This window comes from Pedobacter cryoconitis (genome assembly GCF_014200605.1).
Taxonomy (GTDB): domain Bacteria; phylum Bacteroidota; class Bacteroidia; order Sphingobacteriales; family Sphingobacteriaceae; genus Pedobacter; species Pedobacter cryoconitis_B.
The window spans coordinates 1194467-1212044 of record NZ_JACHCE010000001.1 but is presented as its reverse complement, the minus strand read 5'-3'; the positions used below and the strand labels follow the sequence as shown (position 1 = coordinate 1212044).

Below are 17578 nucleotides of genomic sequence, written 5' to 3'. Positions count from 1 at the left end.
TGCTCCGGACAACTATAAACAAAGACCTTTCTGCCAAAAATCCGGCAGAAAGGTCTTCTCATTTATCATATAATCTTATCATTTAATTTTCACTTCGGGATCACCATCACGCAGCTTATACTTTTTTAAATAACTGATTAAATCGCCAGGGTGATCAGTTTGTACGCCCTGTACCCCTTTGCGCATCGCAGCTTTCCACTTAGCCGGGTTTTCATCCGTACTTTGAACATCCAGAAAAACACTTATTCCCTTTTCTCTCAAAGCAGCCAGAATAACCGGATCAGTAATATTATCAACGGCTTGCAAAGCATGTTGAGCAAGACTGGCTTCTAATTCTTCCTTCGTTTTGATAGCTTTTGACAAAGAACTCATTAAAGGCATCTCAGGAGCTGTTCTTTTCCAGTCCACATACTGATCAGCCTTATTCAGATAAACCAGGATTTGATTTTCCATTGCTGCTGCTTTGATTTCCCGATAGCTCAATTCAGCATCCGCATCTTTAAAATCAAGATAAATATTAATCCTGTTTTTACAGATTTTCAGAACCTCAGTAAATGAAGGAATGCGATAAACATCCCCATCCCTGCTTTTTACCAAAAGGTTTTTGATTTCCTCCAGCTTCAAATCTCTTACCCTGCCGATACCATTGGTTTGCTGATCTACAGTTTCATTGTGACTCAATACCAGAGCGCCATCTTTGGTTGTACGCAGATCTATTTCAACGTAATCTGCACCAAGCTGAATGGCTTCTTCAATTGCCGCTAAAGTATTTTCGGGTTTCACCAGGTGACTGCCCCGATGGGCAATCACGATAAAACCATTTTTACATTTTGGCAGTGGCAAAGGTTTTTCCTGTCCCTGCACCAGGGAAACCAGGCAGATCAGCGTCGTTGTGAGTATTATTTTACAAGAATTCATCAAACATATTAGTTATCAATTATTTACAATATGGCCCTGACTATAAAAAATTTCATCTCAGCCCTTACACTATTTCTTTGCAGGATTCAAATCTGTAAATACTGCAGCCTGGTCTTTACTGATTTTTTTCAGAGAAAAAGCATCAAATAACTCTCCTGATGTTTTATAAGCCTCAAATTTCAGATCCTGATGATCAATATGGATCAGCTGGAACAACTGCGTATTTTCTAAAGAAACATTCATCCATTTAGCGCCGTCAACCTTATACATTTTAGGTCCTGAAACAGAAACCAGGTAAACCGGCCCGCTGGCTTCTCTGCCCGAAAGCCCCCTTGGCAGATTTTGTCCCCTGCTGTAAGTATGATCATGCCCCTGCAGTACTAAATCAACATGGTATTGATCAAACAAAGGCTTAAACCTTTCTCTGAACTCTTTATTGTCCCTGCTTTTCGCTGTTGAAAAAATAGGATGATGAAAAGTAACCACAGTCCATAAATTGGTATTTTCTCTGAGAACCTTTTCCAGCCACTGGTACTGAATTTTAGCAGATTCCTCATCCAGAATGATCATTTGAGAATCCAGAGAGATCACCCTTACATTTTGATAATCTACATAATAAACAGATTTTTCCAGTCCCTTAGGGCCATTAGCCGGTAAAGTATATTGTACACCCCAATGCGGGTCAAGGGTCAGTACCCTTTGTTTATTTCTTATATACTCATGGTTTCCCGGAGAAGGGATACTTGGTATCATCCCGTTAATAAATCCACCTCCATAATGCCATTCACCCCATTCTGTATCATTATCAGAGCGGTTAATCAGATCACCTGTATGAATGATAAACCTGGCATCCGGCTGATGTGAAAATGCTTTGCGGATTACCCTCGACCATTTAGAACGGATATCATTCTGGGCATCACCCAGGTAAATAAAAGAAAATGGTTTATCTGTCTGTGAAGCTGTCGTAAACTGGAACCATTCACTCCAGTATTCTCCTGAACCAACACGGTAAGCATAAACCGTATTTGGTTTCAGCTTATTAAAAGTCACATGATGATAGTTTGCCGTTATATAATTATTCCCTCCCGACAGGATACGGGAATCTGCATCATAACTGGTAATTGCCTGTTCCATAGATGGGCTGGAATCTTCTTCTTTAATTTGCGCTTTAGACCCTAAAATTGTCGTATCTGTACGCCAGGTCACAGTCTGGCTAACCGCAGGATTTTCTGTCCAGGTCAGGATTACCCTGTCCGGGTATACTTTAGGAGCAAAATCCTGTGCCTCTGCTTTGTAAAAGAAAGAAGCAATAAAAAAAACGAATAAAAAAGTTAATATATTGAAAAAATTCATTCTGTAATGATTAGTAATTATTAAAAATTATTTAAGATACCACATTAAGGTAGATTCATTATCAGGACCAAAAACAGCGATTGCTTTTTGATAATTGGTATTATTTAAGGCGCTTTCAGCATCTGGAAAAACATAGCGTTTTGGAATACCTTTGCCTCCGGCAAGCGGTCCTGTAACAAAAGCGGGGAAACCTGTACGACGCTGATCAAACCAGCCCTCTGCCCCTTTGAATAACATAGCAAGCCACTTTTGAGTGATGAGCTGCTCTAAAGAGCCGTCATATTTAACCAGTGTTTGTGCATAATAACCGGAAGCATTTGCTGCCGCAGCTACACCATAAGTATTCATCGATTCTTTAATCCCTTTATAGTACATAGATTCTGCCGATTCTCCGGGAACAGTAATCCTGCCTTTCTGCATCCCCTCTGCCAGGATAAAGCACATCTCAGTATAAGTAATTAAACTTGCTTTAAGTACCGGGTTTGTTGCCCCGCCATTTTTCCTGAAAAAAGAAGAAGAGAAAACAGAAACATGATCTTCACCACCATTATATGCAGAGGGCGCATCTATTGCATTGGGTACACCTACATATTTGTTCAGGTCAACTGTTGAACCAACAGTACTTTTTACAGGTTCTACCCATATACCCAATCTCGGGTCATTTCTTAAAATCAACCTGTCAACCAGCTCTTTACTAACTTTTGTTTTCAGGTAATCAAAATCAATCATCGCCAGTGGGCCACCCGGCCAGCTATAAGCTGCAATATTTCCAAGATAGGCCATTTCTGCATTATCACTGCTGCTTTCGAAAACCGGGTATACAGCCGGGCTGTTGATAATCTCCTGCATCTCAGTAAAAGCAGCAGGATATGTTTTGGCTATCCTGAGCAGCATTCTTAAACGCAGGGTATTAGCAAATTTCCGCCATTGCAAAGCCTTCCCTTTATAAATGACATCAGCTTTTGCATTAATCTCACCACCCGGATTTTTCAGCAGGTCATTCGCTTCCCGAAGTTCAAGCAGCAGATCCGGATAAATTACTTCCTGTTTATCGTATTCAGGCGTAGTGACATTACTCTCTTTAGACTTTAAGGCCTGAGAATAAGGCACATCACCATACAAATCCGTCAGATATCCGAAATTAAATGCTTTCATAATCTTACCGACAGCAATATATTGATTTTCGCCCCTGCCCGAAGCAGTTTCCATAAAGGTTTTATTCACCGATAAACGTGCAAAAATATCATTCCAGTCAACAGGTCCCCAGACAAACAGATCATACCCGGTATTCCGTACCAGTGTAAGATATCTGGCTGCAGATGCAGGTCTTCTGTTCACTGCATTTTCCTGGTAGGCATAAGCGGATGAGACCAGCACATCGGACATTAAAAATTCTGTATTGGTTGTTTGCGGGGAATTAGGGTTCGTATTAATTTTATCGAAGTCCTTTTTACAGGCACTCATTACCGTTAAAGTCAATACTAAAATGGTTATATATTTCAATTTCATCTTTGCTATACTTAAAAATTACAACTTAATTTCACACCATAAGAGCGGGTTCCTGGCAAAGTCCAATGGCCAACCCCTTGTTTAAATCCATCGCTGATACTCATAGTCGTTTCAGGATCATATCCTAAACCATTCGCAGTCCAGGTATATAAATTCCTGCCAATCAAAGAAACAGACAGGTTATTTACCGGCAGCTTACGCAGCATATTTTTAGTAAAAACGTAGGTTAAAGAAGCTTCTCTGATTTTAAGGAATGAAGCAGAATAGGTTAAGCGTTCATAGAATTTGTTATAAGTATTATCATAAAAATCAGATGCAGCAATCACTACATTATTTTCTCTGAATGTACCATCGCCATTCGCGATATATCCAGGAATAATCATTCCGTCATTCCTTTTGGTTCCCTGTGAATCTACCCAGGCCAGGCCGCCCGTCTGTGCATCCCTGCCAGCAATCGTATTGTCTGTCAAACCACCTGTAAGCAGATTTTTAACTACATAAGAATAAAAATTACCACCTTTTCTCCAATCCAGTAAAACATTAAGCGTAAAACCTTTGTAGCTGAAAGTATTGCTAAAGCCTACCGTAAAATCAGGATTATAATTACCAACTTTCACATATTCTGCCGTATTGCGGATATAATGTCCGTTTTTATCCAGTAAGGCTTCCCCCTGATGCGGGCCGCTCGCTATTTTCGTATAACTAGGTGTATAAAAATCACCTATTTTAGTTCCTTCTTTTATTAAATAACGAATATTATCGCCATCGGCACTCCCCATAGAGTATTCTGGAAGACCAGCAAGTAAAGAAATTACTTTGTTCTCATTTTTGGTGAAGTTTGCACTCATTTCCCATTTAAAAGCCCCCTGAACAGGTACTGCATTTAAACCAATCTCCCATCCGCTATTTTGAATATTTCCTGCATTAATCAACCGGTTTGAAGCTCCCGAAGCTATGGTCGTAGGAATATTAATGATCTGGTTTCTTTTATTCGTTTTATACCAGGTCAGATCCAGTCCGATTCTGCCCGATAAGAACCTTAAGTCTGTACCAAACTCATAAGAAGTTGCAATCTCTGGTTTCAGGAAGTTATTTTTGAGGTTAAACTCTATAGTTGCCCTTTTCACATCTCCCCAATCCTGGTTAAAAGGAATACTGTTATACAATTGATAAGGGTCTGTATCACTTCCTACCTGTGCCCAGTTCGCCCTGATTTTAGCAAAAGATAAAACATTAGATTTCACTTTGAATATATCGGTCAATACCGCACTTAAAGAGACCGAAGGATAGAAATAAGAATTATTTTGAGCAGGTAAAGTACTTGACCAGTCATTTCTTCCGGTTACATCTACAAATACCATATCTTTAAAAGACGCCTGTCCTAATCCATAAATACTATTGATATGTTTACGTGAATTATACTGTGAGTTCACAATAGTACCCGCCTGTGCATTTCCAATGTTATAAACACCGGGAATACTCAGACTTTCAGTCCCCTGCGCACTGCTGCGGCTGGTCTGGCTCATCTGGTTACCTCCAAAAGAAACACCAAAAGACCAGTTCTGATTGAGTGTCTTCTTATAACTTAACAGGAAATCAGAGTTCATTTCGCTGAAATAATTCTTATCAACGCTGTAACCACCAAACTTAAACCTTTTAGAGCTGAAAGGACGTTTAGTTTCATGTTCTTCATTATACATATCCAATCCCGTACGCACCATCAGGCTTAAATCCTGTCTCAGGTCAATAATTGCCTGCACATTTCCTGTCAGACGGTTTCTGTCATAAGCATTGATATGTTCATAAGCCACAAAATAAGGGTTATCAGAATCATCAGGAGAAAATTGCTCAATTCCTTCCCTGCCTGGTTTCCAGTAATTCTGAAGATCTTTAATGTTCATATTGGCAGGCATAGAATAAACCATTTGCGTTACGCTTTCCCGGTAAGATGATGGGCGGTTATCGCTGGTATTGCTCACATAGCCCAGATTAGTACTGATCCTTACTTTAGGATGCAGTACATAAGTTGCCGCCAGGTTTAAAGTATTTCTGTTAAGATCTGTATTGGGTACAATCCCTTTATTAACCAGATTGGTATAGGATAACCTATAATTCCCATCCGCATTTTTTCCGGTGATCGCGATATTGTTGGTATAAGTTGATCCTGTTCTAAAGAAATTCTTTGCATTATCCGGATAGGAAACCCAGTCTGTAGGTACTGCTTTTCCATTGGCGTCAAGCGGACTGTTCCATTGCAGGTGTTTGGTTCCCGCATCAAGCCTCGGGCCCCAGGCACCAGAAGTTGAAGAGGCCGGATCATCGGTATAGCTTCCTGCCCCAAACTGATGCTGGAAATGAGGAAATAACCAGGCCTGGTCAAACATCGCATTGGAATTTAAGCTGACACCCATTCCTTTTTTACTGCCAGAACCGCTTTTTGTGGTGATCAGCACCACACCACTACCAGCTCTGCTCCCATATAAAGCCGCAGCACTTGCCCCTTTCAGTACGGTAATACTTTCAATGTCATCAGGGCTTACATCAGCCACAGGGCTACCGTAATCTACAGAAGAACGGCCTACTGTTGCCGGCGTACGCAGCGAATGTGCAACTGGTACACCATCTACAACAAACAAAGGCTGGTTGTCAGTTGCAATAGAAGATTGTCCCCTGATGGTGATCAACGCAGTAGAACCAGGGTCAGAACCTGTACTTACAATATTTACCCCGGGTATTTTTGCAGCCAGCGAATTGACTACGTTAACTTCCTTTACGGTATTCAGATCGGCCCCTTCCACTGTAGCTATAGAATAACCAAGTGCTTTTTCGGAACGTCTGATCCCGAGTGCAGTCACTACAACTTCCGATAAAGCTGTCTGATCCGGAATTAAACTGACATTAATGACTGTTTCTCCGTTCAAGGCCTGTTCTTTGCTTTGGTAGCCCATCATCCTGAAAAGGATTGTTGCAGCAGGATCATGTACATTCAGACTAAAATCACCATTAAAATTTGTGGTCGTCCCATTGGAGCTTCCTTTCTCAATCACACTTGCCCCGGGTATTGGTAATCCTTTTTCGTCCGTAACTTTACCTTTAATTCCCGATGATTTTTTAATAATTACCTGATTATTCTGAACAATATAAGTGAGTTGCATCGGGCCTAACACCCGGTTAAGTAAAGTACTGACCAGTTCGTCATCCACTTTGATCATACTTACAGACTGGTTGATGCCGATGTCCTTATTGGTATAGACAAAAGTAAGGCTCGTTTTCTTTTCGATGTTCCTGAGCAATTCTGCCAGTGTACCATGCTTAAAATTGAAACTGACCCTGTTGGTTAACTCCTGTGCTTTTAAAGGGGATGCCTGTCCGGCAACCAGCATTACAGAGATCAGGATGTACAGGAGAGTAAAAAAACGCATTACTTTAAAAATTAATTGATTAGTCACTGCTGACTTTTTCATAACTTCGTGTGTTTTAATCGTTGATGGGTTAAAATAAATTGATAATGCTAGCTGATGCGTCAACATCAATAGCGAAGATTATTAGCCGTAGCATGCGTCAACATGCTGCGGCTATTTTGTTTAATAGCTGTCTAATTACATTTACCTCCTTTTATATAAATGGTGTGCTGATTAATTGTATAATGGATATCCAAAGTCAATTTCAGTGTTTTCATTACTTCCGTTAAACTCACATTGTTAAAACGGGCAGTCAGTTTACAACCGTCAAATGAATCTTTAGTCATGATTTCCACGCCATACCTGCGTGATATGGTTTCCAGGACTTCTTTGACCGGAAGCTGGTCAAAAACCATTTTTCCGGTTGTCCAGCTTACAGCACTTTCTGTGTCTGCTGCATTTTCTTTTTTTAATAAGGCAGAATGAATATTGTAAACCGCCTTTTGATTTGGGAGCAGATGAACCATAGCGGTCTGTATCCCTGCCGAATCTTTTGAAACAGCAACCTTTCCTGTCAGTACAGTAACTTCAGCATTGTGGCCAGCCCATGCACGAATATTAAAACTGGTACCCAGCACACGGGTTCTTAATATGGAACTCTGCACCACAAATGGATGCAGCGGATCTTTTTTCACTTTAAAAAATGCCTCTCCGGTTAAACTGACTGTTCTGAGTGCTGCATGTTTAAGATTTTCCGGAAAACGAACAGAACTGCCTGCGTTCAGCCATATTTCTGTGCTGTCAGGTAAAATCACTTTCTTGATTTCTCCAGGTTCTGCGGTTTTTAAGATCCAGGTGGTTGGGTTTACCGCAGTGCTGACCGGTTCATGTGTTTTAAACAGAAAGACAAACAGGATTGCACCCGAAATTGCAGCTGCTGCGGCTATCGGCCAAAGTTTTAGCCATAGGGCTTTTTTATTTAAAACAGGCTGAACATTTTTATTCACTACTGGTTTAACTGCCTCCCGGATAGTTTTAAAACTTTCCTTCCACTGCTCATCTTCCTGAATTATGGCCGTGTCCTGCCATAGCAATTTGGCTTGTTCAAACTTTTGCTGATGCAGGGGATCTTTAGCCAGCCATTCATTTAGCTGCTGTTTCCGCTCTGCATTCTCCTGATCCGATAAATAAGCAAGTATAAATTTCCAGGTCTCCTGATCCATTATTACGATTTATAATAACAAGACAAGAATTTGCAGGCCCTGTACGGGTCGGAACATGTTAACTTTCCATTAAAAAATAGTTAAGCCTTTTTTATCTGAATTCGCCTTCATGTTTAATGACCATTTCCTGTAAAAACTGGAAGCCTTTAACCAGGTGGTCTTCGACCGTCCGTACAGAAATATCAAGCAAGGCTGCAATTTCTTTATAGCTGAAACCATCAATTCTATACAGATAAAAAACAAGTCGTCTGCGTTCTGGCATCTGATCTATCATGGCATAAAGCATTCTGTTACGGTCTCTCTTCAGATAGGATTGTGAGGGATCTGCACTCAGGTCAGGGATTTCTGTCAATCCTTCATCATCTATATCCACAAAGCTGGTTTTAGCAGTTTTATAATAATTTAACGCTGCATTTTTCACCGCCCTGAATAAATATGCTTTCTCATCCACCATTTGAATATTGTTTTTCCAGACCGCAATAAAGACATCATTTAAAAGCAGTTGTGCTTCTTCTGTATCTTTGACCAGGTAAACAGCATATTTTTTTAACGTCGGGTACATACGCCGGTAAAGATCCTCGAAAGCTTTCTCATCGAGGTCATTTACAAGATCTTTAGTAAATCCGGCATTTGTTTTTTCGCCCATAAAATATGAAGCGAAAGTAGATTAGCCAAATGACGGACACATTAACATGATATTAAATTACATTCCAACAAATGAGCTAATCTTATAAAAACATCAGAACAGATTTAAGTAAAAATTCAATTGCAATAACAGCAGGTTCTGATCAAAACCAGAATATACCTCAATCAGAAAAGTAAAGCCGCCATTATTGCTATCTTCAATATGCGCGGTCAGCCAGGCCTGCAATTCGGTACTTAAAGTATCGGCAAATTCTTTTCCGTGATCTGCTGCCGACAACTCAAAAGGTAAAGCAAGTAATACAGGAATGGTCACTTCCAAGCCGCTGCCGGCTATTGTATAAGTATAATTACAAGATAGTTTAGTCAAAAAGGACATGGTTCCATCTTCAGTAAGCGCATTGAATAAAGCTTCCATATTCTCCTGTAAAGGACGCGGACTTCCATTACCTCCTATAGAGGCTATATTAATTGCCTGACATCCCGAAAGCAATGGAATAAGTTTGGTATAGAACATCACCATTGGTGTCTGGTAAATAAAATAAGGATTAGTAACTTCCCATTGACCACCTTCAGTTTCTATAAGTTCATTGTTTCGGGTAATACTCACGCCCGACCAGGCATTTTGAATATTAATGATATCCAGGTCCTGTAAAAAGACATGTCTGAAATGGTCATCATTAGCATCATCTTTATGCAGATAAACTTTCGTTCCATTGACCATAACGTAATATAACCACGAATTAGGTACACCAGAACTTTCTGCTGTATAACCGGTAATATTAATTCCCGGGATCACATTCAGCGTGTTGGCGGCATCGGCTGCGACAGCTATAATCAGATAACCCGTTTCGTCCTGCCCGGTTTCAGTAACTGAATAATTAAGAAGGACCGGCTGCGGTAAATCCATAGCTTTAAAAGCATTTGGTTTACTTTGTAAAGTTGCTTTGACCGGGTTTACCTGGTTCCATGCTGCCCAGGCAGTTGCTACAGACTGGATGACTTCAATAAATGCCTGTACTGCCAGATATCCGGGACTATTGCTGTCAACTGTAGTAGTGGAAGACATTTTTAGCAAATACGCATCAAAATCTGCACTGATTTGCGGATAAACACTCATAAACTGCGCAAGCGCCTGATCAAGCGTTATATGCTCCTCACTAGCACTCATCATTCCATTACCTGCCGGAATATTTAATTGCAATTGCAGGTTCATCATATCCTGCGCAGCATTCGAATTTTTATAATCGAACTGGTATATCCAGTTCTTCGCTTCCGTTACTGTTACCTCATCAGACAATCCGGCCGCCGGATAGCTGAAGCTTTGTCCGGTTACGGATGGCGGGGTTGGATAAGCCCTCAGTGGCACAGGTATGGTTATCGGGCCAACGGTATTCCATGTCGCATCAACCGGGATCACAAAATTTAACCATGACGATGCAAGATAATCACCCATTCCCGGTACAGACTGTATCTGATTCTCAATATGAGTGATATTATACTGAATATGATCAAATTCAAAAGCACGGTATCTGGCTGTATCTTTTGACTGGAACATATAACTTAACCACGAATTACCATTTGCTGCAGGTACTTTAGCTGTAGAAAGTGAATACTCTGTTGAAGCCGGAATAACGCCAGATTCTCCCGGTATTGACGGTGCGTAACCCTGGATATTACCATAAAAAGCAGGTACATAAGGAGCTGCAGGCGGTTCATTATTAGACCCTGTATAGCAAGAATTTACAGTGACCGGAGTTTGTACCGCAGCAGTATAAGTATAGGCATTTGAAAGCTGGATAAGCATTTGCTGTTTCCATATTTCCTGTGCATTTCCAATATTTGCCCCGCTTTTATCTACCGGTTCAATAATATAATCAATTGTTCCCTCCATCGCTTCGGCAATAGCTTGCTTGGTATCCAAAACTTGTTGTAATAGAACACCATTATCCATTAAAAAGGCAGGTACTGCATATTCTGGGCTTAAGAATTTATCTACCGCAACCAAAAACTGCATTCCCCAGCCATCAAGATCTATACTGCTGAAACTCTTCTTCACTGCTTTTCCTGCAGGATAAGCCTGCCCGCTCAGATAAGGGTTAATTGTTGCAGAAAAAGACTGGAGAGATACCGCTAACGGGATTGGTGCAAAGAAAAACACCTGATCGTTTTTAAAGCTATATTTCAATCCGTTTTTACCCGTACTATCCATACGTACCACCCACACAGGTGGTAATGAAGAAGCATCACTTACTGCATTATTGACTTCGGACGAAGTAGCAATTTTTAAAACGATACCTGCTGAAGGCTGATTGGCAAACACACCTTCAAAGTTTGTTGCAAATGGGACCAGTGACAGGCTGCTATCTGCCGAATTAAAGTTCTCTGCCTGTGATTTTGGCTGTATCGCTGTAGATGCCCGGGCCACCCCCGGTGTAGTCAGGAAGTTTGGGTCCACATGATTAACACGTCTCATATTAAAAGTCGTGTTTAAAGGGAAGAGCTGTGTATAAGCAGAGATCAGTGATGGATCAATGGCCGAAGTAATCACATAAGGCACAGGGATTCCTGATGGAGAAGGTGCGGTTCCTGTAGTGACAATTGCATTTAACCAATTAATAATTGGTAGAATATACACCTGTACAAACCCATTCACCTCAATACTGCGTACCGTTCCTGCCGGATTTTGTGCAGTACCGTCAATGGAAACTGTAAAGTCCAGCAGTAAATCATTCCCCTGGCTCAGCTGATAATAAAGCAGCAGATAAATCTGGAGGTCATTTTGTGCAATACCCGCTCCGCCCGATGCCAGATATCTGCTGGTATCAAAACAGAAATTGAGTTTTACAGCAGGTAGCTTATCATTCAGTTGAAACTCATAGCTTGGCGCACTGGCCGGCCATTGTGAAAGCGAAACAATCTGATCAGTGTAAAGCATTTGCTGATCAACACGCAATACAGCTGTCCCCTGAGTTGGGAAATTACCAAACATATCCTGCCAGTTCAGCAGCATATGAACCAGATCACCTGTTCCGGCATAAGGGTTCATTGTATCCAGCAAGCCACCAGCCTGAACATATTTATAATAAGGGATAATACCACTGTAATTCCATTCTAAAGTTTCCTCCTGTGTAGTATAGGCACCAGAACTAAGCTGATCTGCCTGTTCCTGATCAAGGGCATCTACCGGGCCCGAAGGAAGCAGGTTCTGATAAGCACTTATTCCTTCCAGTGCAGATCCGATCAGGTTAAATTGATTTTCCAGGTACACTGTATCTTCGCTTATTGTTGGAAGCGGATTGACAGCATTGTATTCACCCGGATTATTCCGGACTACAGAAAAGCCCAGACATCCAGCCTGTAAGGTAGCCAAACGGGTATTTACTGTTGGTGCTTCGGCATAAACGACCGTATCATTGCTATTGATCTGATCACCGATAACCACACCATTCAGAAAGGGCTCAGCAATAAAATTGTTATACGTGATGACCAGGCTCAGCTGTGCAGTTCCGCTATCTGTAAATAGTGCAGCGTCTAAACCAGCTCCTCCTTTTTTAGCATAATACATATAGTATCCACCAGAAAGTGTAATACTGCATTCCCATAACAGCGAAATAAAATCGAGCGGTGTATTCAGCGTATTATAAACAGTAGCCGTTTCTTCAGCAGCAAAAGCCATCATCAAGCCCGTCTGCGGGTTTGTTGCTGTCGAAAGATTTGCTTTTACAAAAGCCATTTCATAAGCCCCGTTTTCATCCGAAGCATAACCACCAGAACTGCCTTGTGATGGATTAGGCTCCCATAAAAGTTGTATCTGGCTGATAAAATCAGTTGCACCGTTCTTTTCGCTATTGATATAGGTAATCAAAGCCTGTAAATATTTGATCCCGGTATAATCTGTACCAACCAGGCTATACATATTAGGGGACATGGAAGTTTCAGGGACATCAGGGGCCTTTATTTTTTGTAAAGTAAGGTTGATTGCCGTACTCCATGTATAGGTATTTATCACTCCTTTAACAGGATTTCCTGAAGCGGCCGTTAGTGTAACCAGCGAAAATGAAGGTTCAGTAACCAGCTGAGCTGCGAGTAAACTACTTAAATTAGATGGAAATTTCCATAACGAAGGCGTACCTTTAATTCCCTGGTAATAATCTCCGGGATAGTTCCATATCGCAGGGCTTCCAAGGGTAAAGAGCTGTGGAGAGTCACTATAATTGGCAGCCGGGGCCGGAGAACCTGGCTGTAATGACGGAGTGATCAGAATCTTGCTCATATCAGTAGCACGCTGAAGTTCTGTAGCAGATATTTTCAAACTTAAAACATCACCGCCAGCTCCCGGAAAATTAATCCAGGTATCTGCAGCAGGTTTCGATAACTGAATAACATAACTGTCTTTAGCAGGATCAATACCCGAAGGAACAGGTAATTGTTGTCCGGTCAGGACATATAATGGTTCAACTTTGCCTGTTTTTAAATCAGGTGGTGCAGGCAATCTGAGCCCATAAAGCAGGAAGCGCGAAATCATGCTGCCTGCATTTTTAACATTATCAGGGGTCAGGGTAATGGACATCAGTTCGCTGACAGGCATACTCGTTTTGCCTGCTGCACTCATGGCATCCAGGGCATTCTGCAGCAGACTTTTTGCTACTGAAGAGATAAAGTCGGTAAAGATAAAAGTAGGAATAGAAAGATCAGGCTGCTGCTGATAATACTGATCTGTAAATCCGCTGCATTCATCATTATCATAATAACTGGCAGTTGCCGCCGATTCGTACTGTACAGCCATTGCAGCTATTAATTTGGATAAATCAGCAATATAACCTCCGTTACCGGTCATACTTTCTGTCGCAAAATTGATCAGTGTTCCGGCAGTTCCATTGTATATCGCCTGAAGCAGTAATTCTGGTATGGCCGGAAAAACAGCCGCCTCCATTGTTGCAGAATCAGTATCATCTACAGGCACCACAGACACAGTGAAAAAATACTTCAGAAAATGCTGAATATCATTCCCCGAATCATTGAGGTAATTAAAAGGGGCTTCATTATTTGCCCTTGTATTGAAATAACACAAGAGCTGACTGAGCTGATCTGCTGTGATGTCCTGTTGATCGATCCATGACGTAGTCAGGGAATTTTGCGAACTTCCAAGCAATGCGCCCAATGTCCAGTAAAACACACCAGTAGCCAGGGCCGTTGTGCCTGTAATATTTACAGCAGATGCAGGAACTGCCGTGTCTATATAAAGCATGGCAACATATTGTGCCCCTGCCTTACTCCCTTCTCCCGAAACGGTAAGGTGCGGCATCAGGTATAAATCCAGTGTATAGGTATTGCCATTATCAGGAACAACATGCTGCCAGACGATATTGACAGGTGCGCCTGCCAGTAAACGTTTTGCCGAAGAAAGATAAGTTTCACTGTGTGTACATTTATTCCATTGCGCATCCTGTAAATGATTCTGGCCAATCACAAAAGAAGCTGAAATGGTCGCACTGAAACTCAACGAGATATGTATACTGAATAAGCCCAGATTGATCTTTACACGCAGCGATACTGATACACCTGCAGTAAACTCAATCGGAATAGCCATATAACTTTCTATTCTGAAGATGACATAAATATAGGCCGTTATATCCAGTGATGCAGATATAATGGCAAAATCAACTGAACCATAAATACGTCCTGTTAATCCCATAGTTCCCTGTAAACAATAATAGGTATCATCCTGAGCCCCGTTGCCTGGTGTAGGAGTGAAAAGGGCAATAGTTCCCTGGAAAATCCCTACAGCAGTGAGCGAAAGTCCGGCTTTAAGAATGCCTTCATCCACAGTTTTACCAACCCCTAAAGATAAACCGAGCCCAAATTCTACTACGGTACCAAAATAACCACAGGTTGTAGATGGAATATTAGTCGATGTTGCCCCGCTCAGTAATCCGAAATAAAAACCACCCTGGCCTATAAATGGAAATACCTGTACGGTAAATGATCTCGAGAAATCAGTGATACTGGCTGGAAAACCGAAATCCAGATAAAAATCCCCATTGGTATAAATCTGGATACCGATCACTGGTAAAGTAAAGGATACTTCTCCGAATTCCAGGTGTCTGAATTCATCGGGAAGCTGGAGATCAAGCTGATACATCCCTATAGAATCATTTATTTTTTTATAAAGGATTTCAAAATTAAGGTTGCCTAAAAACTTAGCATCCTTTGTAATGGAAATAGCCAGTCCGTATAAATTAGGATCATTAAAAACAAAAGAGATCCGGTAAAATTTAGCCAGCGTGAAATCTGCCCCGATCAGCCAGTTACTTTCCTGCTGATAAACAAGTGGTGGGTTTGAAGAGGTTGGCACAGGTAAACTTCCAGGTTCAGCAGGCTGAAATGCTTTACTCATTGCATCTACAGCTTCAATGACAGAATTATACGATGATGCCCCCTGAATACCTACATGCTGGCCGAGGCCAAGAAAATGCAGGTCAAAAAACTGAGATCCCAAACCAGGTACTGCCGGCATGTTCTGGGCATTACTTCCTTTACCCGAAAGTGCCTTGGTATCCGGATTGGCAGAGGAAATTGGAATGCCAAGAAAGGCCCCTTCAAAGCCAAGAAACAGACCAGTTACATCTTTAGTGAGGTTAATACTGGAAATCTTAATAAAACCTAAATCTATATTGAGCGGTAATGTACCTTTAATAATATTTTTTGTGGGATCAGTTTCGTTACGTGTATAGACAAAACTCAAGCCATCCAGGTTCACACTGTTTAACATGTTCCAGGGTGCAGGCAATGTAAAGCCGGGCGAAAACGAGGCGATAAAATCTGTGATAATTTCGCCCAGTGACATGCCGGTAATGGCAAATGTAATGGTATCTGTTTTCGTCGTACTATCACTGAGATAGGTACATTTAATCCCCTCCCACATCAGGTAAACCAGGGTTGGGTCTGCTTCACCAAACTGGTAGCCGATTGTGAATTTGAGCCCGAATAAATCAGTTAAACCAGTGATGGTCCCGGAGCTTTTCCCATCACTATAAGTAATATCTACTGTTGCATCCAATGCCAGATGAAAGGAGTTATAATCCAGCTGCCAGAGAACCTCTCCGGAAAAATTATAAACATCAGGCAGTTTTTCTGAAGCATCCGGAATGGTAGCCAGGAAGGATACATTTTTGATATCCAATACCGGATTGTTCACCCATTCCGGTAAAAAAGCCATTCCAAAAGGCTCCAGAAAGGTATAAGCAATAGCAATCAGTGAAATAACCTGGTCCTGCCCTGTTCTGGCACCAAAACTCCAGGCTTTAGCCGCATAACCTGCAAATACGGTCAGGTCCACTCCTGAGCCATCATTGGTATTCGTATCCCCGATATGAAAGGTTCCGGCAATCTGACCACTGGATGTTCCCTGTTGTGAACTAATGGTCATTTGCAGGGCAGTCATGGTAAAACTTGTCCCGTTAGGTAATGTAAAGAATTTCCAGTCAGACTGAATTCCGCAGTCAATCATATAAGATTGTGCGGAAGGATCAATATTGAGACTGAAAGAACTGATCTCAGACTTTAAATCCAAAGTTACCCCCGGCAAAAACATAGTGATCAGATCACCCAGCTGAATCGCTCCTTCTTCGAGCGAAACACTGGCGCTGAAATCAGGTACGTTAGCAGATACCACCATGGTATTGGCTTCAGGAGGCCCAATTGTAAAAGTTCCGGAAATCAAATAAGCGGCAGATCTTGTTTTATTATCTCCGGGGTTATTTACGGTACAGATAAATGATAAACCTGTAACAATTACGCCAGGCAGGATGTTCCACTGGTGATTGGGATCGGTAGCAATAGCCAGCACGATATATTCAATTGCTGAAGATGATTTGTTATAAGCGAGATTAATCGATTGCAGGCCAAGGTCACTGAATATATTAAATGGGGGTGGTAATATGGCCTGTAAATTTATCCCCCCTACCAATTGAAAAAAATTAGAAATACCCGGATAAGGAGCTTCACAGGTTGCATTCAGTAACCAGATATTATTGGTTAAAGGAAAACCGATTTCGATATCCAGAACTACACCTGCACTAATTGTCCCCGTCACAAAACCTGTTACAGGGATTTGTGCTTCGGCAACAGTAATTGCATAACCGGGGTTACCTACATAAAACCAGGATACACCAGGCATACTGAGCTGCTGAGTTCCAAAACTAAGGATCAGCTCATCGTTGAGCACACCGTCACTGATATAAAACTTAACACTTACCGGCGAATCGATATAATCAAAAGAGCTGGTGCTGCCAGTGACCAATACCGTATTTTCATCAGGCATGGTTAAAACTACGGTCTGAATAATCAGCTGTCCGTCAGGAACAAGATTACTGTAAGCAGAAGCCGTAATGGGCAATCCAATTGCCGTACAGGCATTCACAAAATAAAGCTGACCTTTCTGGTTGATCTGGCCTTGTAAACCAACGAATATTTGCTGAAGATTTGGTGTGCTCATAAGATGATGATGTGAATTTTAAAGGATATCAA

Annotated in this window: 7 protein-coding genes; all 7 read right to left on the bottom strand. The window is 41.4% G+C overall.

Annotation, left to right across the window (positions count from 1 at the left end; genetic code table 11):
* Positions 1 to 78 precede the first annotated feature (78 nt).
* On the bottom strand, positions 79 to 918 hold the full coding sequence (locus HDE68_RS05250) for a glycerophosphodiester phosphodiesterase family protein (RefSeq protein ID WP_183879596.1): 840 nt from the start codon (positions 916 to 918) through the stop codon (positions 79 to 81).
* Positions 919 to 987: 69 nt separating this feature from the next.
* Entirely contained in the window at positions 988 to 2271 is a 1284-nt protein-coding gene (locus HDE68_RS05245; RefSeq protein WP_183879594.1) for a purple acid phosphatase family protein, read from the bottom strand.
* A 27-nt stretch (positions 2272 to 2298) separates the two neighbouring features.
* The gene (locus tag HDE68_RS05240; RefSeq protein WP_183879593.1) at positions 2299 to 3780 is read right to left on the bottom strand and encodes a SusD/RagB family nutrient-binding outer membrane lipoprotein; all 1482 of its coding nucleotides are present in this window, start codon (positions 3778 to 3780) and stop codon (positions 2299 to 2301) included.
* An 11-nt stretch (positions 3781 to 3791) separates the two neighbouring features.
* A complete protein-coding gene (locus HDE68_RS05235; RefSeq protein ID WP_183879591.1) occupies positions 3792 to 7244 on the bottom strand; it encodes a SusC/RagA family TonB-linked outer membrane protein in 3453 nt (1150 codons plus the stop codon).
* Positions 7245 to 7375: 131 nt separating this feature from the next.
* Entirely contained in the window at positions 7376 to 8404 is a 1029-nt protein-coding gene (locus HDE68_RS05230) for a FecR family protein (RefSeq protein WP_183879589.1), read from the bottom strand.
* Between the two features lie 91 nt (positions 8405 to 8495).
* Positions 8496 to 9050, bottom strand: coding sequence for an RNA polymerase sigma factor (locus HDE68_RS05225; protein WP_183879587.1), 555 nt, complete (start codon positions 9048 to 9050; stop codon positions 8496 to 8498).
* Positions 9051 to 9143: 93 nt separating this feature from the next.
* Positions 9144 to 17546 (bottom strand): hypothetical protein, encoded by an 8403-nt coding sequence (locus HDE68_RS05220; protein WP_183879585.1) that lies wholly within the window; start codon positions 17544 to 17546, stop codon positions 9144 to 9146.
* Between the last annotated feature and the right edge of the window lie 32 nt (positions 17547 to 17578).

Excerpts from the sequence above, each read along its gene's own strand:
- HDE68_RS05250 (WP_183879596.1), bottom strand. The coding sequence starts at position 918 with ATGAATTCTTGTAAAATAATACTCACAACGACGCTGATCTGCCTGGTT.
- HDE68_RS05225 (WP_183879587.1), bottom strand. The coding sequence starts at position 9,050 with ATGGGCGAAAAAACAAATGCCGGATTTACTAAAGATCTTGTAAATGAC.
- HDE68_RS05230 (WP_183879589.1), bottom strand. The coding sequence starts at position 8,404 with ATGGATCAGGAGACCTGGAAATTTATACTTGCTTATTTATCGGATCAG.
- HDE68_RS05235 (WP_183879591.1), bottom strand. The coding sequence starts at position 7,244 with ATGAAAAAGTCAGCAGTGACTAATCAATTAATTTTTAAAGTAATGCGT.
- HDE68_RS05245 (WP_183879594.1), bottom strand. The coding sequence starts at position 2,271 with ATGAATTTTTTCAATATATTAACTTTTTTATTCGTTTTTTTTATTGCT.
- HDE68_RS05220 (WP_183879585.1), bottom strand. The coding sequence starts at position 17,546 with ATGAGCACACCAAATCTTCAGCAAATATTCGTTGGTTTACAAGGCCAG.
- HDE68_RS05240 (WP_183879593.1), bottom strand. The coding sequence starts at position 3,780 with ATGAAATTGAAATATATAACCATTTTAGTATTGACTTTAACGGTAATG.